Origin of the sequence: Phytohabitans houttuyneae (genome assembly GCF_011764425.1) — a bacterium.
Classification (GTDB): Bacteria; Actinomycetota; Actinomycetes; order Mycobacteriales; family Micromonosporaceae; genus Phytohabitans; species Phytohabitans houttuyneae.
On the sequence record NZ_BLPF01000004.1, the window covers coordinates 583094 to 605362 of the forward strand.

18 protein-coding genes are annotated in these 22269 nt (G+C 71.3%); 14 read left to right on the forward strand and 4 right to left on the reverse strand.

Annotated elements, in window-relative coordinates; all coding sequences use genetic code 11:
• Positions 1-174 precede the first annotated feature (174 nt).
• Positions 175-3282 carry an isoleucine--tRNA ligase gene (gene ileS, locus Phou_RS45300; protein ID WP_173070198.1) on the forward strand — a complete coding sequence of 1036 codons (3108 nt, stop codon included), beginning with the start codon at positions 175-177 and terminating at the stop codon, positions 3280-3282.
• A gap of 302 nt (positions 3283-3584) precedes the next feature.
• Here ileS and Phou_RS45305 read toward each other — a convergent pair whose 3' ends face one another.
• Together Phou_RS45305 and Phou_RS54065 are read right to left on the reverse strand one after the other, a co-directional pair.
• Positions 3585-5033, reverse strand: a complete 1449-nt coding sequence (locus Phou_RS45305; protein ID WP_173070200.1) for a cryptochrome/photolyase family protein — start codon at positions 5031-5033, stop codon at positions 3585-3587.
• Positions 5034-5317: 284 nt separating this feature from the next.
• Positions 5318-6286, reverse strand: a complete 969-nt coding sequence (locus Phou_RS54065) for a hypothetical protein (RefSeq protein WP_246274835.1) — start codon at positions 6284-6286, stop codon at positions 5318-5320.
• A 113-nt stretch (positions 6287-6399) separates the two neighbouring features.
• On the opposite strand from Phou_RS54065, the gene Phou_RS45315 reads away from it, so the two are divergent.
• The 8 genes from Phou_RS45315 to Phou_RS45350 all read left to right on the forward strand — a co-directional run bounded on the left by Phou_RS45315 (position 6400) and on the right by Phou_RS45350 (position 15252).
• Positions 6400-8334, forward strand: coding sequence for a TIGR03960 family B12-binding radical SAM protein (locus tag Phou_RS45315; protein WP_173070202.1), 1935 nt, complete (start codon positions 6400-6402; stop codon positions 8332-8334).
• A gap of 60 nt (positions 8335-8394) precedes the next feature.
• A complete protein-coding gene (locus Phou_RS45320) occupies positions 8395-9132 on the forward strand; it encodes a TIGR03936 family radical SAM-associated protein (RefSeq protein WP_173070204.1) in 738 nt (245 codons plus the stop codon).
• Positions 9133-9266: 134 nt separating this feature from the next.
• The gene (locus tag Phou_RS45325; RefSeq protein ID WP_173070206.1) at positions 9267-11987 is read left to right on the forward strand and encodes an Rne/Rng family ribonuclease; all 2721 of its coding nucleotides are present in this window, start codon (positions 9267-9269) and stop codon (positions 11985-11987) included.
• A 10-nt stretch (positions 11988-11997) separates the two neighbouring features.
• Complete coding sequence (locus Phou_RS45330) at positions 11998-12516, forward strand: hypothetical protein (protein ID WP_173070208.1); 519 nt, start codon at positions 11998-12000, stop codon at positions 12514-12516.
• A gap of 131 nt (positions 12517-12647) precedes the next feature.
• Positions 12648-12962, forward strand: a complete 315-nt coding sequence (rplU, locus tag Phou_RS45335) for a 50S ribosomal protein L21 (RefSeq protein WP_173070210.1) — start codon at positions 12648-12650, stop codon at positions 12960-12962.
• 12 nt (positions 12963-12974) lie between these two features.
• Positions 12975-13232 carry a 50S ribosomal protein L27 gene (gene rpmA / locus Phou_RS45340; RefSeq protein WP_173070212.1) on the forward strand — a complete coding sequence of 86 codons (258 nt, stop codon included), beginning with the start codon at positions 12975-12977 and terminating at the stop codon, positions 13230-13232.
• Between the two features lie 107 nt (positions 13233-13339).
• Positions 13340-14779 carry a GTPase ObgE gene (gene obgE, locus Phou_RS45345; protein WP_173070214.1) on the forward strand — a complete coding sequence of 480 codons (1440 nt, stop codon included), beginning with the start codon at positions 13340-13342 and terminating at the stop codon, positions 14777-14779.
• Between the two features lie 62 nt (positions 14780-14841).
• On the forward strand, positions 14842-15252 hold the full coding sequence (locus tag Phou_RS45350; RefSeq protein WP_173070216.1) for a GNAT family N-acetyltransferase: 411 nt from the start codon (positions 14842-14844) through the stop codon (positions 15250-15252).
• A 10-nt stretch (positions 15253-15262) separates the two neighbouring features.
• On the opposite strand, the gene Phou_RS45355 is transcribed toward Phou_RS45350, so the two are convergent.
• Entirely contained in the window at positions 15263-16897 is a 1635-nt protein-coding gene (locus Phou_RS45355; RefSeq protein WP_173070218.1) for an MFS transporter, read from the reverse strand.
• A gap of 319 nt (positions 16898-17216) precedes the next feature.
• On the opposite strand from Phou_RS45355, the gene Phou_RS45360 reads away from it, so the two are divergent.
• Positions 17217-17720 (forward strand): helix-turn-helix transcriptional regulator, encoded by a 504-nt coding sequence (locus Phou_RS45360; RefSeq protein WP_173070220.1) that lies wholly within the window; start codon positions 17217-17219, stop codon positions 17718-17720.
• An 11-nt stretch (positions 17721-17731) separates the two neighbouring features.
• Here Phou_RS45360 and Phou_RS45365 read toward each other — a convergent pair whose 3' ends face one another.
• Positions 17732-17950 (reverse strand): DUF397 domain-containing protein, encoded by a 219-nt coding sequence (locus Phou_RS45365; RefSeq protein ID WP_173071469.1) that lies wholly within the window; start codon positions 17948-17950, stop codon positions 17732-17734.
• A gap of 92 nt (positions 17951-18042) precedes the next feature.
• Here Phou_RS45365 and pepN point away from each other — a divergent pair, with 92 nt between their 5' ends.
• The 4 genes from pepN (at position 18043) to Phou_RS45385 (ending at position 22219) form a co-directional block, all read left to right on the forward strand.
• Positions 18043-20496 carry an aminopeptidase N gene (gene pepN / locus Phou_RS45370; RefSeq protein ID WP_173070222.1) on the forward strand — a complete coding sequence of 818 codons (2454 nt, stop codon included), beginning with the start codon at positions 18043-18045 and terminating at the stop codon, positions 20494-20496.
• A gap of 66 nt (positions 20497-20562) precedes the next feature.
• Entirely contained in the window at positions 20563-21156 is a 594-nt protein-coding gene (gene nadD / locus Phou_RS45375) for a nicotinate-nucleotide adenylyltransferase (protein WP_173070224.1), read from the forward strand.
• Between the two features lie 53 nt (positions 21157-21209).
• Positions 21210-21593: a ribosome silencing factor gene (gene rsfS, locus Phou_RS45380; protein WP_173070226.1), complete on the forward strand. Its 384-nt coding sequence runs from the start codon at positions 21210-21212 to the stop codon at positions 21591-21593.
• Positions 21590-22219, forward strand: a complete 630-nt coding sequence (locus Phou_RS45385) for a histidine phosphatase family protein (RefSeq protein WP_173070228.1) — start codon at positions 21590-21592, stop codon at positions 22217-22219. Before rsfS ends, Phou_RS45385 begins: the two co-directional genes overlap by 4 nt.
• Positions 22220-22269 lie beyond the last annotated feature (50 nt).

Here is a 22269-nt window from a genome sequence, read left to right on the forward strand (position 1 = left end):
GGAAGAAAAGGCCTCCCCGCGGGCGGCCCCAGTAGAACCGGACGGGTCCGGCCCGTCACAGCCGGCCAACGAGCGGGCGCTTCGATCCTGGAGCGCCAAGCGGGGTGGTACCGCGGGCTTCGGCTCGTCCTCGCAGTGTGCACATGAGCTTTGTGAGCTGCGAGGAGACCGAGGGTGTACCCGAAGACCGATCCGAAGGCCGGCGTGCCGGCGAGTCCCGACCTGCCCGAGGTCGAGCGCCGCGTGCTCGACCACTGGGCGGCGGACAAGACCTTCCAGGCATCGGTGGACGCGCGGGACGCCGGCGTCGACGGCGCGAACGAGTACGTGTTCTACGACGGGCCGCCCTTCGCCAACGGGCTGCCGCACTACGGCCACCTCTTCACCGGGTACGTGAAGGACGTCGTGCCGCGCTACCACACCATGCGCGGCCGCCGGGTGGAGCGGCGGTTCGGATGGGACACGCACGGGCTGCCGGCCGAGGTCGAGGCGGAGAAGCAGCTCGGCATCTCCACGAAGGCGGAGATCCTCGATCTCGGCGTGGCCCGGTTCAACGACGTGTGCCGCACGTCGGTGCTGACGTACACCCAGGACTGGGAGCGGTACGTCACCCGCCAGGCGCGCTGGGTCGACTTCGCCAACGACTACAAGACGCTCGACCTGGACTACATGGAAAGCGTCATGTGGGCCTTCAAGACCCTCCACGACAAGGGCCTGGTGTACGAGGGCTTCCGCGTGCTGGCGTACTGCTGGCGGTGCGAGACGCCGCTGTCCAACACCGAGACCCGGATGGACGACGTCTACCGCGACCGGCAGGACCCGTCGCTCACCGTGTGGTTCACCCTGGACACCGGCGAGAAGGTGGCGGTCTGGACGACCACGCCGTGGACGCTGCCGTCCAACCTGGCGATCGCCGTGGGGCCCGACATCGAGTACGCGGTGCTCGCCGACTCGGCCGGGCAGCGCTACATCATCGGCGCCGCGCGGTTGGGGGCGTACGAGAAGGAGCTGGGCGACCTCACCCCGGTCGGCGTCGTGCGCGGTGCCGAGCTCGTCGGCCGCCGGTACACGCCGCTGTTCGACTTCCTGGCCGACACGCCAAACGCGTTTCAGGTGCTGGGCGCCGACTTCGTCTCCACGGAGGACGGCACCGGGGTCGTGCACATGGCGCCCGCGTTCGGCGAGGACGACCAGAACGCGTGCAACGCCGCCGGCATCCCCACCGTCGTGACCGTCGACGAGCACACACGCTTCACCTCGCTCGTCCCGCCGTACCAGGGTGAGCAGGTCTTCGACACCAACAAGCCGATCTCCCGTGCGCTGCGCGAGCGGGGCGTGGTGGTGCGGCAGGAGACCTACACGCACTCGTACCCGCACTGCTGGCGGTGCGACACGCCGCTGGTGTACAAGGCGGTGTCGTCGTGGTTCGTCGCCGTGACCCGGTTCCGCGATCGGATGGTGGAGCTCAACCAGCAGATCAACTGGACGCCTTCGCACGTCAAGGAGGGCTCGTTCGGCAAGTGGCTGGCCGGCGCGCGGGACTGGTCGATCTCCCGTAACCGCTTCTGGGGCTCGCCGATCCCGGTGTGGAAGTCGGACGACCCGGCCTACCCGCGCGTGGACGTCTACGGCTCCCTCGCCGATCTGGAACGCGACTTCGGCGTCGCCGTGACGGACCTGCACCGCCCCTCCGTCGACGACCTCGTGCGCCCCAACCCGGACGACCCGACCGGACGGTCGGTCATGCGGCGCGTGCCCGAGGTGCTCGACTGCTGGTTCGAGTCAGGCTCGATGCCGTTTGCCCAGGTGCACTACCCGTTCGAAAACCGCGAGTGGTTTGAGCACCACTACCCCGGCGACTTCATCGTCGAGTACATCGGACAGACGCGGGGCTGGTTCTACACCATGCACGTGCTGGCGACCGCGTTGTTCGACCGGCCGGCGTTCCGCAACTGCCTGAGCCACGGCATCCTGCTGGGCGAAGACGGGCGGAAGATGTCCAAGAGCCTGCGCAACTACCCGGACGTGTACGGCGTCTTCAACTCGCACGGCTCCGACGCCATGCGGTGGATGCTGATGTCGTCGCCGGTGCTGCGCGGCGGGGACATGCCGGTTACGGAGGGCGCGATCCGCGACGCCGTCCGCCAGGTGCTGCTTCCACTGTGGAATGTCTGGTACTTCTTCTCGCTGTACGCCAACGCGTCGGGTTACGAGGCGTCGAAGCGGACCGACTCGACCCACCTGCTCGACCGGTACGTGCTGGCGAAGACCGCCGAGCTGGTGTCCACAGTGCAGCGCCAGATGGACGACTACGACATCTCCGGTGCCTGCGCGTCGGTGCGGTCCTATCTGGACGCGCTGACGAACTGGTACGTGCGGCGGTCGCGGGACCGGTTCTGGAGCGGTGACCGGGACGCGTTCGACACTCTCTACACCGTGCTGGAGACGCTTTGCCGCGTCGTGGCGCCGCTCGCGCCGCTGACCGCGGAGGAGATCTGGCGCGGGCTCACCGGCGAGCGCTCTGTGCACCTGACCGACTGGCCGGAGGCGGAGGCGTTTCCCGCCGACCGCGAGCTTGTCGCGACGATGGACGCCGTGCGTGAGGTCTGCTCGGCGGCCCTGTCGCTGCGCAAGGCGCGCGGCCTGCGGGTGCGACTTCCGCTGGCCCAGCTCACCGTGGCGACGCCGGCGGCCGACGCGCTGCGGCCCTTCGCCGACCTGGTGGCCGACGAGGTCAACGTGAAGTCGGTCGTGTTCACCGGCGAGCTGGCGTCCTATTGCGAGCAGGTGCTGACCGTCGTGCCCCGCGCGCTCGGCCCGCGGGTCGGCGGCGCGGTGCAGAAGGTGATCAAGGCGGTCAAGGCCGGCGAGTGGTCGCTTGTGGACGGTCGCCCGGTCGCCGCCGGCGTTGCGCTGCAGGACGGCGAGTACGAGCTGAAGCTCGTCGCCGCCGACGCCGAGCACTCCGCGCCGCTGCCCGGCGGCGAGGGCGTGGTGGTGCTCGACACCGCGGTCACGCCCGAGCTGGCGGCCGAAGGCCTGGCGCGCGACGTGGTCCGGGTCGTGCAGCAGGCCCGCCGCGACGCCCAGTTCGACGTGAGCGACCGCGTGGCCGTCGCGCTCGCCGGCTCGCCGGAGGTGGCGGCCGCGGTCGAGGCGCACCGCGACTTCGTGGCCGCCGAGGTGCTCGCGACCGAGCTGCGCCTCGACGGGGCCGCGACCGGCTTCGAGGGTGAGGTCGGCGAGGGCGAAAAGGTGACGGTCGCGGTCACCCGCGCCTGACCAGGGGCTTCGGGTCCGCTCGCGGCGGCGACGGACCCGAGCCCATTTCCAGAGACTCTGAGCTACCGCGACGCCCGTCGTGGTCCGGACCGTTGCTCCCGCGGCCTCACCCGCCGCGGGGGCCGGGCTTGGCCCGCGGACCTTGCAGCGGAGGTCGGGGATTTCGGCGAGCCCTGGCGAGCCGCCGACCGGAGCGGTGCCCGCGGGAGCATGCGGTCCGCAGGTGGCGCGGGCGGGGGCAAACATCTGTTTCGCTTCAAGGTGTGGCGGTGCGCTTGCCCACGGGTGGGCGCGCTAAAGGGTTACGGCGCGCGGTCGCCGCGGTCGTGCTCCTGGGCGACGATCTCGGGGAGGTCGGGGATCTGGCCGAGCTGCTTCAGCGCCCGCGTCATCCGCACGTTGCCGTGCAGGCGCTCCCTCGTGCGGTGCAGGTAGGCCCAGTAGCCGCCGGTGAACGGGCAGGCGCCGGTGCCCGCGCGCTGCCTCGGGTCGTACCGGCAGCCGCCGCAGAAGTCGCTGGTGCGGCTGATGTGCGTGCCGCTGACCGCGTGTGCCTCGGTGGTCACCGAGCCGAGCTCGGCGTGGCGGGCCATGCCGGCGACGTTTCCGATCATCACCCACTCGTGCCCGTCGACGAACGCGCGCTCGAACCAGTCGACCATGTCGGTCGGCCGCCAGCCGCGCTGCACCGCGTAGTTGCCGAGCACCGCCTGCCGGACCGCGTGGTGGGCCCAGCCGCGGTCGCGGACGGCCGCGAGCGCGCTGGACAGGCAGCGGGCCTGCACGGACTCGGCGTCGAGCGTGGCGAACCACGAAGGGATGGAGCTGCGCCCGGGTGTGCGGACGCCGGCGGGGTATCCGGCGTCGAGGTACCAGTACAGGTGCCACAGGTAGTCGCGCCACCCGATCACCTGGCGGGTGAAGCGCTCCACACTGGACAGCGGCGCGTGGCCGGCGCGGAACTCCTCCTCGGCCTGCCGCACCGCCGGCAAGGGCTCGAGCAGGCCCATGTTGAACGATGTGGACAGTCCACTGTGCGCGAGCCAGGGATCGCCGGCGAGCATCTCGCCGGTGCGGCCGAAGTGCGGCAGCCGGTGCACGAGGAAGTGCTGCTGCCGGTCGAGCGCCTCGGCGCGGCTCGCGGGAAACTGGCGCGGGCCGTCCCGCCCGATGAACTCGATGCCCTCCGCGGCCCACCGGTCGAGGTCGTCGCGGACCTCGGCGTCGATGTCGTCTTCGACCGGCGCGGGCGGTGGCGGCAGCTCGGTCTGGTGCGGGGCGTCGTTGAACCGGACCTGCCACCGCCCGCCGGCCGGCTCGTCGCCGTCCATCAGCACGCCGTGCGCCTGCCGGGCGTGGCGGTAGAAGTCGTCGAGCCGCGCGGCGCCGCGCCGCCCGTCGGCCCAGGCGGCGAAGTCTTCGTGGCTCGTGACGAAGCCACGCGGAGGGAGCACGGTGACCTTTTCCTGTGCGCGCACGAAGTCACGGGCCCGCCGGGAGGTCGGGTGGCACACCTCGACCACCTCGCCGTACTGCCGGAGCCCGTCGCGGAAGGTCTCGGCCTTGAGGTGCACGGCCTGGTCGCCCAGCTCGGCGGCGCGGTGACGGATCGCGGAGAGGATCAGATGCGCCTTCTGGCGGTGGAGCGCGCGGCGACGGAAGACCGCCTTTGACTCGATCAACAACACCGGTTGGTGCGCCCCGTCGAGGAAGTGCGGCCCCAGCTGGTCAGCGAAGAGCCATCGCCGCATGTCCAGATTCTGCCTCGCACTGCCTGGTTGTCGCCATCCGGCAGCCAACTGGTTTCCGGCCGGCTCCTACCCTCGGCTGACGACCGTGCCGCGGAGGCGCTCCAGGAGCGTGGCGCTGTCGTCCACCGAACGGCGGGTGAAGACGCCCGTCGCCAGGCTCCCGTGGTCGGCCCACCCGCACACCGCGACAGTGGCCTGGCCGTCCTTGCCGATGCCGCAGCGCAGGTACTCGCCGCGGGTGCCGGTGTCCAGCGACTCGATCTCGCGCAGCCGGTACCTCTCGGTCAGCCGGCTGAACTCTTTCTCCAGGTCAGACTCGGGGAGAAGCGGAAACCGGTGGTGCCGAAGAGCGTCACCCGCTTGCCTGCGCCGTCCGCGTACACCCCGGCGAACGTCTCCTCGGCGAGCATGTGGGTGCCCCGCAGGTCGGCCTGCAACTCGGTGGCCACGCGCTGGCTGGCCGCGTCGTCGCGCAGGCTCAGGTCGGAGATTTCGGCGGGGAGCGAGACGGACGCGGGGTACTGCTCCCACATCGGCTTGCCGAAATACGCGGGGCAGCCACAGCAGCACGCCAGCGTCATGAGCAAAAAAACCCACGGCCACTTGCGCCGCCGGCGGCGGACCGGCACCGGCACGTACCCCTGTGGGGGCCGCCAGCCCGGCGGCGGTCCCTGCGGCGGCGGTGGTGGGCCCTTGCGCGACTTCTGCTTTTTGGGAGGTTTGCGCACGTCGGGCAGCACCTGCCGGACCTGGCGGGCCGGGAGGTTCGCGGGTGGCGGCGGCGGTGGCAGCTGCGGCGGTGGCGGCGGGACGGCCGGCTGGTGCCGCGTGGGCGGCAGGGCGCGCGGCGGCGGGGGTGGTGCCGCCGGGAGCGCTGGCGGCGGCGCGTGCGGCACATCCAGCAGGGTTTGCGGGTACGGCTGGTCGAGCGGGTCGGCGTCGGCCCACGGGTCGACCGGCGCCGCGCCCTCGTACGCCCGGCGCTCCTCCTCGGGCAGCTGCATGGTGGGGTCGCGCGGCGGCAGCGAGGGGGCCAGGCCCGGCGCTTCCAGGTCGTGGGCGGTGGCGAGCCAGCGCTTGCGCTTCTTTTCGCTGGGCGGCGGCACGGCCGCGGAGCCGGACCACCGGGGCGGCTCCTTGAGGGTCGGCTTGAGGCCGCTCACGCCGTCGTCGTCCTCGGCGGGCGGGGTCACGGCCGTCGGCTCCTCCCCGGGGAGCTCCCGTCGGGTGGGGTCGGGATCCGGTCCCGGCATTTTCCCGTGCACTCCTTCCACAGCGGCTCGTGACCCCTCCGAGGCTAATACCGCGGCACCACCCGTCATACCGGCGCGTATTCTGGGCGATTGGACAGCACCCTGGAGGTTTCGTGAGCGTCCCGTCCGTCTTTCCGCAGCTCGAGCAGCTGCTGCCACGCATCAGCAAGCCGATCCAGTACGTCGGCGGGGAGCTGGGCGCGGTCGTCAAGGACTGGGACTCGGCGACCGTCCGCTGGGCGCTGATGTACCCGGACGCCTACGAGGTGGGCCTGCCCAACCAGGGCGTCCAGATCCTGTACGAGGTGCTCAACGAGCTGCCCGACGTGCTGGCCGAGCGGACCTACGCCGTGTGGCCCGACCTCGAAGGGCTGATGCGCGAGCACGGCGTGCCGCAGTTCACGGTCGACGCGCACCGGCCGGTGGGCGCGTTCGACATGCTCGGCGTCTCGTTCTCCACCGAGCTGGGCTACACCAACCTGCTCACCGCGCTCGACCTGGCCGGCATCCCGCTTCTGGCGCGCGACCGCACGGCGGAGCACCCGGTGGTCGTGGCGGGCGGGCACGCGGCGTTCAACCCGGAGCCGATCGCCGACTTCGTCGACGCGGCGGTGCTCGGCGACGGCGAGGAGGCGGTCCTCGAGATCACCGACATCGTCCGGGCGTGGAAGTCGGAGGGCAGCCCCGGCGGCCGCGACGAGCTGCTGCTGCGCCTCGCGCGCACCGAGAGTGTGTACGTGCCGCGTTTCTACGACGTCGACTACCTGCCCGACGGCCGCATCCAGCGGGTGGTGCCCAACCGGGCGGACGTGCCGTTCCGGGTGCACAAGCGCACGACGATGGACCTCGACCAGTGGCCGTACCCGAAGAAGCCGCTGGTCCCGCTCGCTGAGACCGTGCACGAGCGGTACGCGGTGGAGATCTTCCGGGGCTGCACCCGGGGCTGCCGCTTCTGCCAGGCCGGCATGATCACGCGGCCGGTGCGGGAGCGGTCGATCACGACGGTGGGCCAGATGGTCAAGGAGGGGCTGGAGTTCTCCGGCTTCTCCGAGGTGGGGCTGCTCTCGCTCTCCTCGGCCGACCACTCCGAGATCGGTGACATCTGCTCCGGTCTCGCCCAGCAGTACGAGGGGACGAACGTCTCGCTCTCGCTGCCCTCGACCCGGGTCGACGCGTTCAACATCACGCTGGCGCAGGAGCTGTCCCGCAACGGGCGGCGCACCGGGCTCACGTTCGCGCCCGAGGGCGGCTCGGAGCGCATCCGCAAGGTGATCAACAAGATGGTGTCGGAGGAGGACCTCATCCGCACCGTCGTCACGGCGTACAGCAACGGCTGGCGCCAGGTGAAGCTCTACTTCATGTGCGGCCTGCCCACCGAGACCGACGAGGACGTGCTGCAGATCGCCCGCCTCGCGCACGAGGTGATCCGGGCCGGCCGCGCGGCGACCGGCTCCAAGGACATCCGCTGCACGGTCTCGATCGGCGGGTTCGTGCCCAAGCCGCACACGCCGTTCCAGTGGGCCTCGATGTGCACGCCCGAGGTGATCGACAGCCGGCTGCGGAAGCTCAAGGCCGAGATCAACTCGGACCGTTCGCTGGGGCGGGCGATCGGCTTCCGGTACCACGACGGCGAGCCCTCGCTGATCGAAGGGCTGCTCTCCCGCGGCGACCGGCGGGTCGGCGCGGTCATCCGCCGCGTGTGGGAGGAGGGTGGCCGCTTCGACGGGTGGAGCGAGCACTTCTCGTACCAGCGGTGGGTGGACGCGGCCACCGCGGTGCTGCCGGACTTCGGCGTCGACCTCGACTGGTTTACCACCCGCGAGCGCGACGAGACCGAGGTGCTGCCCTGGGACCACCTGGACTCCGGCCTCGACAAGGACTGGCTCTGGCAGGACTGGCAGGACTCGATGTCGGAGTTCGAGCAGGACGACTGCCGCTGGACCCCGTGCTTCGACTGCGGCGTCTGCCCGTCGATGGACACCGAGATCCAGATCGGGCCGACCGGCCGCAAGCTGCTGCCACTGACCCCTGTTTCCACCGCCCGCTGAGCCGACGGGAGCACCACGATCAGCAGGAAACCACAGCCGGAGGGCGGCCAGGCTCCGGTCGTGCAGCGAATCCGGATCCGGTACGCCAAGCGCGGCCCGCTCCGGTTCACCTCGCACCGCGACTTCGCCCGTGCCTTCGAGCGGGCGGTACGCCGGGCCGGAGTGCCGATCGCCTTCTCACAGGGCTTCACCCCGCACCCCAAGATCTCGTACGCGTCGGCGGCGCCGACCGGCGTGGCCAGCGAGGCGGAGTACCTGGAGATCGGCCTGCAGGCGGCGACGGACCCGGCGACCGTCCGGGCCTCGCTCGACGCCGCCCTCTCACCCGGTCTGGACGTGCTGGACGCGGTCGAGGCGCGGGCCGGCACGAGCCTTCCCGACCGGATCGACGCGTCTCACTGGCGGATCGAGCTTCCCGGCGTCGGGCCCGACACGCTGGGGCGGGCGGTGGCCGCGTTCACGGCCGCCGAGGAGGTGCTCGTGGAGCGCCTGACGAAGCAGGGCCGGCGCACTTTCGACACGCGGGGCGCAGTGGCCGCCATCTCTGTGATCACCGATTCGGCGGCACCTAGCGAGGTCACGGGCGTACCGTGTGCGATACTCGACCTAGTCGTACGGCAGGTCACCCCGTCCGTACGGCCCGATGACGTTCTTGCCGGCCTCCGCGTGGTGGCCGACCTGGAGCCGCCGGTGCCCCCTCGGGCGACCCGGCTGGCGCAGGGCACGCTGACCGCGCAGGGGGCGATCGTCGATCCGTTGGAGGCGGATCGCGACGAGATACCCATCGGTGAACGCTAGCCGGTCTCCGGCCAGCGCTCAGCAGGCAGACTTCGGTGGCCAGCCCGCCCGGGCAAGCCGCCGGAAACACTTTGCGGCGACCCTGCGTGGCAGCGCTCACCCGCGCCCGGGGCCGCCAGAACTGGAGAACGCCCATGCTCGACAACGAGCCAGAGGGCGGTGACCGGACCGGTTCCGAGCCGGCCGGCGATACCGCCGAAAGCAGCACCCCTGTCAAGCGCACTCGGACCACGCGGCGCAAGGCGGCCGATCCGGCCGAGCCGGGTACCGAGGCCACCACACCGACCCGTCGACGGCGGAAGGTCGCCGCACCGGATGAATCGGGCATAGCGCCGGAAGTCGCTGCGGAAGCCGCGCCGGTCGTCGAAGAGCCCGCGCCGGTCAAGACCACCCGCGCCCGGCGGAAGAAGGCGACCGCGGCGGCGGAGCCGCTGGCCGAGCCGGTCACCGAGGCCGTCGTGACCGAGCCCGCGGCCGTCGAGGCACCCGCCGAAGAGGCGCCGACGGGCCGTCGGCGCCGGGCCGCGCTGTCCGCGCCGACCGTGCTCTTCATGGCGCCCGAAGCCGAGGACGAGCCCCCCGCGAAGGCAGCCCGCAGGGCGCGCGGTGAGAAGGCCGCCGAGCCCGTGGCCGCCGAGCCGGAGGCCGCCCCGGTGGCGGCCGCTGCCGAAGAGGCCACCGAAACGGCGGAGCCTTCTCGCCGGCGACGTCGCGGGCGGCGTACCACCGAGGTCGTCGAAGCGGAGCCGGAGGTCGTCGCGGAGAGCACCACCGTGGAGGCCGAGGAAGACGAAGATGACGACGAGGATGACGAGGAAGGCATCGGTCGCCGGCGGCGCCGCCGCGGCCGGCGCGGTCGCGGTCGCGGGCGTGGCACCGCAGACGACGAGGCCGACGAGGACGAGCCGGCGGCCGAGGCAGCCGACGAGGAAGACGAAGACGAGGACGGCGAGCCGCTGACCCGCCGGCGCCGGCGGCGGCGCCGGAAGGGCGCCAGCGACGTCGAGTCCAGCGCCGACGACGGTGTTCCGACGGTCGTCAAGATCCGGGAGCCGCGGCGCGGTTCCGACGAGGTACAGGGCGTCTCCGGCTCGACCCGGCTCGAGGCCAAGCGCCAGCGCCGCCGTGACGGCCGCGAGCAGCGCCGCACCCGCCCGCCGATCCTGAGCGAGTCGGAGTTCCTGGCCCGCCGCGAGGCGGTCGACCGGGTGATGGTCGTGCGGCAGCGCGGCGACCGCACCCAGATCGCCGTGCTCGAAGACGGCGTGCTGGTCGAGCACTACGTGACCCGCGCGTCGGCCGGCACGATGGCCGGCAACGTCTACCTCGGCAAGGTGCAGAACGTCCTGCCCAGCATGGAGGCGGCCTTCGTCGACGTGGGGCGCGGGCGCAACGCCGTGTTGTACGCGGGCGAGGTCAACTGGGACGCCACCGGCCTGGAGGGTCGGGCCCGCTCGATCGAGCAGGCCCTCAGGTCCGGCGACTCGGTGCTGGTGCAGGTCACCAAGGACCCGATCGGCCACAAGGGCGCCCGCCTCACCAGCCACATCGCCCTCTCCGGGCGGCACCTGGTGTACGTGCCGCACGGCAACGCCTCCGGCATCAGCCGCAAGCTCCCCGACAACGAGCGCAAGCGCCTCCGTGACGTGCTGAAGAAGCTCGTGCCGGACGGTGCCGGCGTGATCGTGCGCACCGCCGCCGAGGGCGCCAGCGAGGACGAGCTCGCCCGCGACGTCAAGCGGCTGCAGGCGCAGTGGGAGGAAATCCAGGCGCGGTCCGCGGAGGGTGGCGCCCCGGCGCTGCTCTACGAGGAGCCCGACCTGGTCATCCGGGTCGTCCGCGACCTGTTCAACGAAGACTTCCGCGACCTCGTGGTGCAGGGCGACGGCGCGTACGACATGGTCGAGTCGTACCTGCAGCACGTCTCGCCGGACCTCGTGGCGCGGCTGCGGCGGCACACCGGCGCGGTCGACGTGTTCGCCGAGAAGCGGATCGACGAGCAGATCCTCAAGGGCCTGGACCGCAAGGTCTTCCTGCCCTCCGGCGGCCACCTGGTCATCGACCGCACCGAGGCGATGACGGTCATCGACGTCAACACCGGCAAGTACACCGGCGCGGGCGGCAACCTCGAGGAGACCGTCACCCGCAACAACCTCGAGGCGGCCGAGGAGATCGTGCGCCAGCTGCGACTGCGCGACCTGGGCGGCATCGTCGTGATCGACTTCATCGACATGGTGCTGGAGTCCAACCGCGAGCTCGTGCTGCGCCGCCTCACCGAGTGCCTCGGGCGCGACCGCACCAAGCACCAGGTCACCGAGATCACCTCACTCGGCCTGGTGCAGATGACCCGCAAGCGGATCGGCGCGGGCCTGCTGGAAGCGTTCAGCGAGACCTGCGAGGTCTGCAAGGGCCGCGGCCTGATCGTCCACACCGAGCCGGTGCCGATGCGCGGGTCCGGTTCGGGCGGTTCCAGTTCCGGCGGCGCGGGCGACAAGGTCAAGGCCGTCGCCGCGGCTCCGCGGACGGAGACGGCGGCCGCCAACGGCTCGTCGAGCGTCGCCAGCGGGCGCCGGCGGGGCCGCAAGAGCGCCGCGAGCTCCGCTCCGGTCGAGCCGGTCGAGGTCGCGCCGACCTACGACGAGGACGACACGATGGGGTACGACCTGTCGCGTTACGAGAGCTCGTTGGAGGACGACCCGGTCGTGACGGAAGCCGTGGAGCCGATGCGCCTGGCCGGGCCGGACGACCCGGACGCGCTCGACGAAGAGGACGAGGACGCCGACGAGGCGGCTGCCGGCTCGGGCGGCCGGCGGCGGACCCGGCGCGGTGGTGCCCGGCGGCGTACGCGCCCGTAGGCTCTCCCTCATGCATCGATCTCCCGCGCTCGTGGCCGTCGTGGCGATCCTTCTGGTGGGGGCGGGGTGCTCGGCCGACCGCCCCGCCGCCTCGCCTTCGAGCAGCGTCTCGGCCGCGCCCGACGGCCCTTCGGGTGCGGCCGGTTCGCCGGGTGCCACGGGCGCGCCCGGCGGTACGACCGAGACCGGCCCGGCCGCGGGCAACGCCAAGCAGGTGTGTGCCGACGCGCTCGCGGCCAGTAGCAAGGGCGTGTCGACGTTCCTGACCGAGCTGGGCGCGATGCTCAAGGCCGCCGGCGAGGGCAATGGAAAGGCCGAGTACGAGGCCCGCCAGAAGGCCGAAGCCGCGCTCGCCACGTGGTCCAACGCGATGAAGGAGCAGGCGGCCAAGGCCACCGACGGGCGGCTGCGCGGCGTGCTGACCGAGATCGGCACGGAAGTGGGCACCATGCGCGCCGACATCGACAGCGTGGACAGTGCGAAGCTGGATCAGCTCCAGCAGCGCCTGGACACCCTCTGCGCCGCCTAGCCGATTTGGCCGCGCGCTCGGGGGTGGCGTATCCTGTCCTTTGGCGCGCGTTCGGCGCGCTCGGGTTTTCGTGTCCTTGAAATGGTGCAGGGCCCGCAGTCATCCGCTTAGCGACAGGGAGTCCGCGTCCGATGTACGCGATCGTCAAGACCGGCGGCAAGCAGTACAAGGTCGCCGAGGGCGACGTGATCGAGGTCGAGAAGCTCGTCGGTGAGCCCGGCGATGCGGTGACGCTCTCCGCGGTGCTCCTCGTCGACGGTGACGACCTCGTCACCGACGCGGCCAAGCTGGCCGAGGTCTCGGTCTCCGCCGAGATCGCCGCCCACACCAAGGGCCCGAAGATCCGGATCCACAAGTTCAAGAACAAGACCGGCTACCACAAGCGCCAGGGCCACCGCCAGCCGCTGACCCAGGTCAAGGTGACCGGCATCTCGAGCGGGAAGTAAGGACGAGGCGAAATGGCTCACAAAAAGGGTGCTTCCAGCTCGCGCAACGGTCGCGACTCGGAGGCGAAGCGCCTCGGCGTGAAGCGGTTCGGTGGGCAGGTCGTCAGCGCGGGTGAGATCCTCATCCGGCAGCGCGGCACCAAGTTCCACCCGGGCGACCTGGTCGGCCGCGGCAGCGACGACACGCTCTTCGCGCTGGCGCGGGGTTCGGTCCAGTTCGGCACCAAGCGCGGGCGCAAGACCGTCAGCATCGTGCCGGTGCAGCAGTAGCATCTCGGCTTTCGAGCGGGCCGGGACCTGGTGTCCCGGCCCGCTTCGCTGTGTTGGCCCAAGCCGTTGACGCGGCTGTCGGGCCCAGGAATTGAAAGGATGGGGGCGTGGCGACGTTCGTCGACCGGGTCGTGCTGCACCTGCAGGCGGGTGACGGCGGGCACGGGTGCGTCTCGATCCACCGGGAAAAGTTCAAGCCGTTCGGTGGACCAGACGGTGGCAATGGCGGTCACGGCGGCGGCGTCTCGCTGGTCGTCGACCCGCAGGTGCACACGCTGCTCGACTTTCACTTCCGCCCGCACATCAAGGCGGAAAACGGCAAGGGTGGGCAGGGCTCCAACCGCGACGGCGCCAACGGCGCCGATCTTGTGCTGAAGGTGCCCGACGGGACGGTCGTGCAGACCGCGGCCGGCGAGACGATCGCCGACCTCGTGGGCGCCGGCACCACGATCGAGATCGCGCGGGGCGGCCGGGGCGGCCGGGGCAACGCGGCGCTCGCCAGCTCCCGCCGCAAGGCTCCCGGCTTCGCCGAGCTCGGCGAGCCCGGTGACCGGCTCGACATCGTGCTGGAACTCAAGAGCGTCGCCGACGTGGGCCTTGTCGGCTTCCCGTCGGCGGGCAAGTCGTCGCTGATCTCCGTGCTCTCCGCCGCCAAGCCCAAGATCGCCGACTACCCGTTCACCACGCTGGTGCCGAACCTCGGCGTCGTGCGGGTCGACAACCACACGTTCACCATCGCCGACGTGCCGGGCCTCATCCCGGGCGCGGCGACCGGCAAGGGGCTCGGGCTGGAGTTCCTGCGGCACATCGAGCGGTGCGCCGTGCTCGTGCACGTGATCGACGCGGCGACGCTGGAGCCGGGGCGCGACCCGATCAGCGACATCGACGCGATCGAGGCCGAGCTCGCCGAGTACGGCGGGCTTGCCGACCGACCCCGCCTCGTCGTGATCAACAAGATCGACGTGCCGGACGCCCGCGACCTCGCCGAGATCACGCGGCCCGACATCGAGGCCCGCGGGCTGGCGGTCTACGAGGTGAGCACCGCGACCCGCGAAGGGCTCAAGGAGCTGACGTACGCGCTGGCCGAGCTCGTGGAGCAGTCGCGTGAGCTGGCGCCCGCGCCCGAGCCGACCCGCATCGTGATCCGCCCGACGGCCGTGGACGACGCCGGGTTCACCATCACCGAGGAAGCCGGGGCGTACGTGGTGCGCGGTCCCCGGCCCGAGCGGTGGGTACGGCAGACCAACTTCGACAACGACGAGGCCGTGGGCTTCCTCGCCGACCGGCTCGAGCGGCTCGGCGTCGAGGATGCGCTGGCCAAGGCGGGTGCCGAGCCCGGTGACCTGGTGCGTATCGGCACGCGGGAGTTCGACTGGCGGCCGACCATCGGCGAGTACACGTCGGGTCCGCGGGGCACCGACGCCCGGCTGGAGGAGGACTCGGCCCGGGCCACCGCCGCGGAGCGCCTGGCCGCCCACCGCGCCCGCCAGCCGGTGCGCGATGCGAAGAGCGGTGCGATGGTGGAGTCGGACTCCACGGACGAATAGTGTCCGTATCTGGGCCACATGCACGAAACCTGTCGGAAATCGCGTCCGACTACTTTGGACCTGTGTTAATCGAAGCCCGCCCTGTCAACGACGCCGAGCTGGGCACGCTGATGACGGCGTTGCAGCGGGAGCTACAGGAAGCCGGCGGCGGGCTGGATCTCACCTTCGAAGACGGCGCCCAGCACCTCGTGGGCGTGGTCGAAGGGCGGGCCGTGGCCTGCGGGGCCCTCCAGAGGATCGACGCGCAGACCGGCGCCATCAAGCGCATGTACGTGCGACCCGCGTTCCGTGGCCGGGGCATCGCCCGCCAGCTGCTGGCCGCCCTCGAGGAGATGGCTCTCGACGCGGGACACGTGGTGCTGCGGCTGGAGCCCGGTGTTTACCTGCCGGCCGCCTTGGCCCTGCTCCTCTCGGCGGGGTACGGCAGGACCGTCACGCTCGGCTTCGAAAAACGCATCCTCGTCGCCGCCTGACCTGCGAGGCTCAGCCGCTGACCGTGGCGTGAGCCGCGTCCTGCTCGCGCTCGGCGGTGCGGGTGCGGCCGCGGATGAAGAGGCAGGAGAGCGCCGCCGCGGCGAGGACCGCCAGCGGCAGGATCAGCGTCAGCCGCATCGCGTGCGTGAAGCCCTCGTGGAACGCGCGCTCCGCTGCTCCGGTGATCACCTGTTTGACCTGGTCCGGCAGGCCGGGCGGCAGCGAGACACCGGTCTGCCCCGAGCCGACGTGCAGGCTGCCCGTGTTGGCCTGGCTGAACCCGTCGACGAACTGCCCCCGGTACTGCTCGGGCAGCGCGCTGGCCTCTTCCCGAGCGGCCGCCGGCAGCTGGGTCGCGAGCTGGGCCTGCAGCAGCGCACCGACCGCCGCGGAGCCGACCACACCGCCGAGCTGGCGGCTGGTGTTGATCAGGCCGGAGGCGGCGCCGGCCATGCGCGGGGCGATGTCCCGCATCGCGATCGTCTGCAGCGGCGCGAACGTCATGCCCAGGCCGGCGCCGGCGACCAGCAGGCCGGGCAGCAGCGTCCACTGGCCGGCGTCCGCCTCGGCCAGCCACACCACCAGCGCCATGCCGCCGGACCAGAGCGTGAGGCCGGTGAACAGGATCCACTTGCCGCCCATCCGGTCGGCGGCGCGCCCGGCGAACGGGGCGATGACCATCGAGAGCAGCGACATCGGCGCCACCGCTAGACCGGCCTGCAGCGCGCTCAGCCCGATCACCGACTGCAGGTAGATGACCAGGGGCAGGAAGAGCCCGAGCATGCCGAACGCGATCGCGCCGACCACCCAGTTCATCAGCGAGAAGTTGCGGTCCGAGAAGATCGAGAAGGGTATGAGCGGCTCTTTCATGCGGGTCATGTACTGGTGCACGAAGAAGATCACCATGATCAGCACGCCGGCGCCGATCAGCTCGGCGATGGTGATCGGACCCCACACCTTGCCCCAGTGGTGCGACTCGCCCTCGATCAGGCCGTACGTGATCAGGAAGAGCCCCACCGTGGCGAGCACGGTGCCGGTCCAGTCGAGCCGGTGGCGGCGGTTGAGCTTGAGGTTGGGCATCACGACCGCGGCGAGCGCGACCGTGACCACGCCGACCGGCACGTTGACGAAGAAGATCCACTCCCAGCCCCAGTCCGTGACCAGGTACCCGCCGAGCGTGGGGCCGGTGACGGTCGCCACGCCGGCCACACCACCCCAGACGCCGAACGCGGCGCCGCGCTTCTCCGGCGGGAAGATCACCGTGATCACCGAGAGGGTCTGCGGCGTGAGCAGTGCACCGCCCACGCCCTGCACCACGCGGGCGACGACGAGCTGGCCCGGGCTGTTGGCGAACCCGCAGGCGGCCGAGGCCAGCGTGAACACCACCAGGCCGACGATGAACAGCTGCTTGGGGCCGTACAGGTCGCCGAGGCGTCCTGCGGTGATCAGGAGGACGGCGTAGACCAGCACGTACGCGTTGACGATCCACAGGATCTGGTCCAGCGACGCGTTGAGGTCGGCGCTCATGTCCGGGATCGCGATGTTCACGATCGTGGTGTCCAGCAGGATCATGAAGAAGCCGAGGCAGAGCGTCGCGAGCACCAGCCAAGGGCTGTGCTGCCGAGCGGTCGTGTCCTGCGTCATGGGTACACACTCCCTCCTTCGCCATGATCCCTACCCGATACCGGCGATGTCACGCGATCCGGCCGCGTGTGATCCCGCGTGCGGTGCACCGTTTCGACTGTGATGTCCCAGGGCGGCGCCGTGTGGCCGCGCGCAGCAGGGGCCAGGTGCTGGCCCCTGTGTTGGCTCCTCCGGTGGGGTGTGGGGGTGGGCTTGACTGGGCGCGGTTCAAAGGGGCATGGCCGGCCCGCGACGGGCCCGGAGCGTAGCCGGGGCACCCATCCGTGGGCCCACCTGCCGCGTGTGACCAGGCTGTGCCCGGGTTCCGGAGGAGGGGGTCGTGGAGCTTCAGGAGTTCGTGCTGGTGGTGGCCGGCGTGCCGAGCAGGGCCCTCCTGCGGCCGCATCGCGACCTCACACCGGCACCAGGCCCGCGTGACGGGGTGGGCGCGGTGGTCGTGCGACGGCACGCTTCCGACCTGGCCGAGGCGGTCACATCCGCGGTACGTGACGTCGAGTCCGCCGGGCTCCGCCCTATGCGCGTGGCCACCGGCGACTGGGTCACGCTCGCCGATGTCGCGGCGCGGATCGGCCGGTCGCGCGAGATCGTGCGACTGTGGTCCATCGGCCGGCAGGGTCCGGGCGGGTTTCCACCACCGCTGAACCCGGGGTGCGACACGTCGTTCTACAGCTGGAGCGAGGTCGCACAGTGGCTGCGCCGCCGGCTGGGCTACGAGCTGCCCGACGAGGAGCCGGTGCTCGTCGCGATGAACCTGGCCCTTCAGCTTCGCCGGCTCGCGTCCCGGATCACCCGGATGGACGCGGTCCGCGACCTGGTGGCGTGAGCCGTCCGTGCTCAGTCGATGTCAAACTCGCCGTCCTGGGCGCCGCCGACAAAGGCGTCCCACTCGTCCCTTGTGAAGACAAGCACCGCGCCGTCCGGCTCACCGGAGTTGCGCAGGCCGATCAGGTCGTCGACGAAGGCGACCTCGACCGCGCTCTCCGACTCGTCGCCCTTGGCCCGCTGCCACACCGCCCGGCTCAGGTCGAAATCACCCTTGGGGTGCTGGGCCATCGTGTTCTCCTTAGCCGAGGCGCCCGCCGAGGGCGCCATGGGACCGGTCACCGTGGAAGGCTATACCGCGCGTGATCGGGCAGGATGGGCGGATGCGTAGCCTCACCCGGGCCGAGGCGGCCGAGCGTGCCGAGCTGCTCACCGTCGATTCGTACGATGTGGAGCTGGACGTCACCGGCGGTCCCGAGTCGTTCGACTCCACCGTCACGATGCGCTTTCGCGCAACGCGACCGGGGGCGGAGACCTTCGTCGAGATCAAGCCGGCGGAGCTGCGGTCGGCCACGCTCAACGGCACGCCGCTCGACGTTGCCACGCTCGACGGCAATCGGCTTCCCTTGACCGGGCTCGCCGAGGTCAACGAGCTGGTGGTCGAGGCCGCGATGGCGTATTCGAACACCGGCGAAGGGCTGCACCGCTTCGTCGACCCCGCCGACGGCGAGACGTACCTGTACGCGATGTCCTTCCTGGACGCCGCGCAGCGCATCTTCGCCTGCTTCGACCAGCCCGACCTCAAGGCGCCGCTCACGCTGACCGTGCGCGCGCCGGAGGGCTGGCTCGTGGCGGGCAACGGGGTGGGCGAGGGTGACGGGCGGTTCGCGACGACGCCGCCGCTGGCCACCTACTTCGTGTCGCTGGTCGCCGGCCCGTACCACGCGCGCTACGACGAGCACGATGGCATCCCGCTCGGCCTCTTCTGCCGGCGGTCGCTCGCGGCCCACCTCGACAAGGACGCCGACGAGATCTTCGAGATCACCAAGGCGTGCTTCGACAGGTACCACGAGCTGTTCGGGGTGCGGTACCCGTTCGGCAAGTACGACCAGGCTTTCGTGCCGGAGTTCAACGCGGGCGCGATGGAAAACCCGGGCCTGGTGACGTTCCGCGACGACTACATCTTCAGGTCGGCGGTGACCGACGGCGACCGCGAATGGCGGGCCGTGGTGATCGCGCACGAGATGGCGCACCAGTGGTTCGGCGACCTGGTGACCATGCGCTGGTGGGACGACCTGTGGCTCAACGAGTCGTTCGCGGAGTACCTGGGTGTGCGGGTCACATCGGAGGCGACCCGCTTCGACCGCTCGTGGACCACGTTCGGCCTGCGGCGCAAGGCTTCGGGGTACATCGCCGACCAGCGCCCGTCGACCCACCCGGTGGCGCCGGAGGAGGTGGTCGACGCGGCGCACGCGCTGCTCAACTTCGACGGGATCTCGTACGCGAAGGGTGCCTCGGTCCTCCGCCAGCTGGTCGCGTGGCTGGGCGACGAGGCGTTTTTCGCGGGGCTGCGGGCGCACTTCGCGGCGCACCGCTTCGGCAACGCGACGCTCGACGACCTGCTCGCCGCGCTCGCCGAGGCCAGCGGGCGCGACCTGCGCGGCTGGGCCGACCTGTGGCTGCGCCGTTCCGGCGTCGACACGCTGCGCGCCGAGGTGACCACTGTGGAGGGCACGTTCAAGAGCGTCCACATCGTACAGTCGGGGGCGCCGCGACCCCACCGCGTGGGCCTCGGGGTGTACGACGGCTCGGCGCTGCGCCTGCGCGTACCCGTCGATGTCGAGGGCGAGCGCACCGAGGTGGCCGAGCTGGCCGGTGAGCCGTTGGCCGACCTGCTGCTTGTCAACTCCGGCGACCTGACCTTCGCCAAGGTGCGGCTGGATCCCGCCTCGACCGCGGCGGTGCCCCGGATCCTGCCGGCGCTCGACGACTCGCTCGACCGCGCGGTGCTGTGGGCGACGACGCTCGACGCGGTACGCGACGGAGAGAGCTCACCCGCCGACCTCATCGCCCTCATCGTGACCGCGCTGCCGCTGGAGACCGAGCCGCTCGTGGTCGAGGGCGTGCTGGGCATGACGCGCGACCTGCTCGACCGTTACCTCGAGCCGGTGCCGCGGGAGATCGCGCTGCAGCCGGTGGCGATGGCCTGCGCCCGGCTGCTCACCACCGCGCCGCCCGGCGGCTCGCTGCAGCTCGCGGCCGCCCGCGGCCTGGTCGCCGTGAGCACCGACGCGCGACTGCTCACCGGCTGGCTCGGTGGCGACGGCGTACCGGAAGGGCTGCGGATCGACACCGACCTGCGGTGGGCCATCTGCTACCGCCTTGCGGTGCTCGGCGCGGCCGGCCCGGACAGGATCGAGGCGGAGCTGGCGACCGACCGGAGCGCGACCGGCGAGCAGTGGGCCGCCAAGTGCCACGCCGCGCTGCCGGAGGCGGCGGCCAAGGAACGCGCGTGGCGCATCCTCACCACGGACACCACGCTTTCCAACCGCCTCATCGAGGCGAACGCGGCGGGCTTCTGGCATCCGGAGCAGGCCGACCTGACTCGCTCCTATGTGGACAAATACTTTGCCGAGATGCCGGCCGCCGCGCGGTTGCGTACCCCCTGGGTGGCCGACCAGGTCGCCAAGAGTGCGTTTCCCCGCTACGCCGTCGCCGCTTCCACCCGGAAGGCGGCCCGGGCGCTGCTGGCCCGCGATGACGTGGAGCCCGGACTGCGCCGGGTGGTAATCGACGCGGACGACGACCTGCGGCGGGCTCTCGCGGCGCGCCGATGAGAGGGTCCCGCGACCTGCGACGCCCTTGTGTCACGTAGCCGATCGGCAGCGATCTACGATTCGGCCATGGCGGACGATACGCGCCGGATCGGCATCATGGGTGGCACTTTCGACCCGATCCACCACGGGCACCTCGTGGCGGCGAGCGAGGTGGCCAACCGGTTCTCGCTGGACGAGGTGGTGTTCGTGCCCACCGGCGAGCCGTGGCAGAAGGCCGACGTCCCGGTGAGCCCGGCCGAGGACCGCTACCTCATGACGGTGATCGCGACCGCCTCCAACCCGCAGTTTCACGTCAGCCGCGTGGACATCGACCGCGACGGACCCACCTACACCGTGGACACCTTGCGTGACCTGCGCGCCGAGTACGGCCCGAAGGCGCAGCTCTTCTTCATCACCGGAGCGGACGCGCTGCAGAAGCTGCTGTCGTGGAAAGACACGGACCAGATGTTCGAGATGGCGCATTTCATCGGGGTGACACGCCCCGGTTTCGCGCTCTCTGGCGACCACCTGCCGGCCGACACGGTGAGCCTTGTGCAGGTGCCGGCGATGGCCATATCGTCCACCGACTGCCGGGCGCGCGTCGCGATGGGCAAGCCGGTCTGGTACCTCGTGCCGGACGGTGTGGTGCAGTACATCGCCAAGAGGCGCCTTTACAGGTGATTTGTCGCCTTTACTGCTGCGCGGTACATGGGCGGGTGTGAGAGGCTAGTCGGGTGACTGCATCCGAGCGCGCCCGCGAGATGGCGCTGAGCGCCGCCCAGGCCGCCGCCGACAAGAAGGCGCAGGACATCGTCATCATCGACGTGGCCGACCAGATGGTCATCACGGACGCCTTCGTGCTCGCCTCCGCGCCAAACGAGCGGCAGGTGCAGGCGATCGTGGACGCGATCGAGGAAGCGCTGGTCAACCTGCCGGAAAAGGCCAAGCCGGTGCGGCGCGAGGGTGAGCGGTCAGGCCGCTGGGTCCTCCTCGACTACGTCGACATCGTGGTGCATGTCCAGCACACCGAGGAGCGCGAGTTCTACTCCCTCGACCGGTTGTGGAAGGACTGCCCGACGATCCCGTTCGTGGATCGCGCCCTGGTAGAGGCGGAATGACGCGTCTCATCGTCTGGCGCCACGGCAACACCGACTGGAATGCCACGGATCGCGTTCAAGGCCAGACCGACACTCCCCTCAACGACCTCGGTCGCGAGCAGGCGGAGGCGGCCGCGCCGCTGCTGGCGAGCCTGCGCCCGGACGCGATCGTGGCGAGCGACCTGCAGCGTGCCGCCGACACGGCCGCGGTGCTGGCCGCGCTGACCGGCCTGCCGGTGCGGACGGACGCGCGGTTGCGCGAGCGGTCGTACGGCAAGTGGCAGGGCCTCACGATGGCCGAGGTGGCCGAGCGTTTCCCGACCGAGCACGCCCGCTGGCGGGCCGGCGAGCAGCCGCAGGGCTGCGATGTGGAGACGCTCGACGACCTGGGCAAACGGGTGGGGCAGGCGCTTCAGGAGGCGGCCGACCAGGTGCCCGGCGGCACTGTGGTGGTGGCGACGCACGGCGGCGCGGCGCGGCAGGGCTGCGGTTTCCTGCTGGGCTGGCCGACCGAGGTGCTGCGCCGGGTGGGGCCGCTGCAAAACTGCCACTGGACCGACCTCGGCCACGACACCGTGCGCGGGTGGTGGCTGCGCGCCCACAACACCGGGCCCTCCGCTCACCGCCCCACGCCATCGCCCGTGTGAGGAACCACGCGCGGGTGGGTAACGTCGCATCTGACATGGGTATTCGCCCC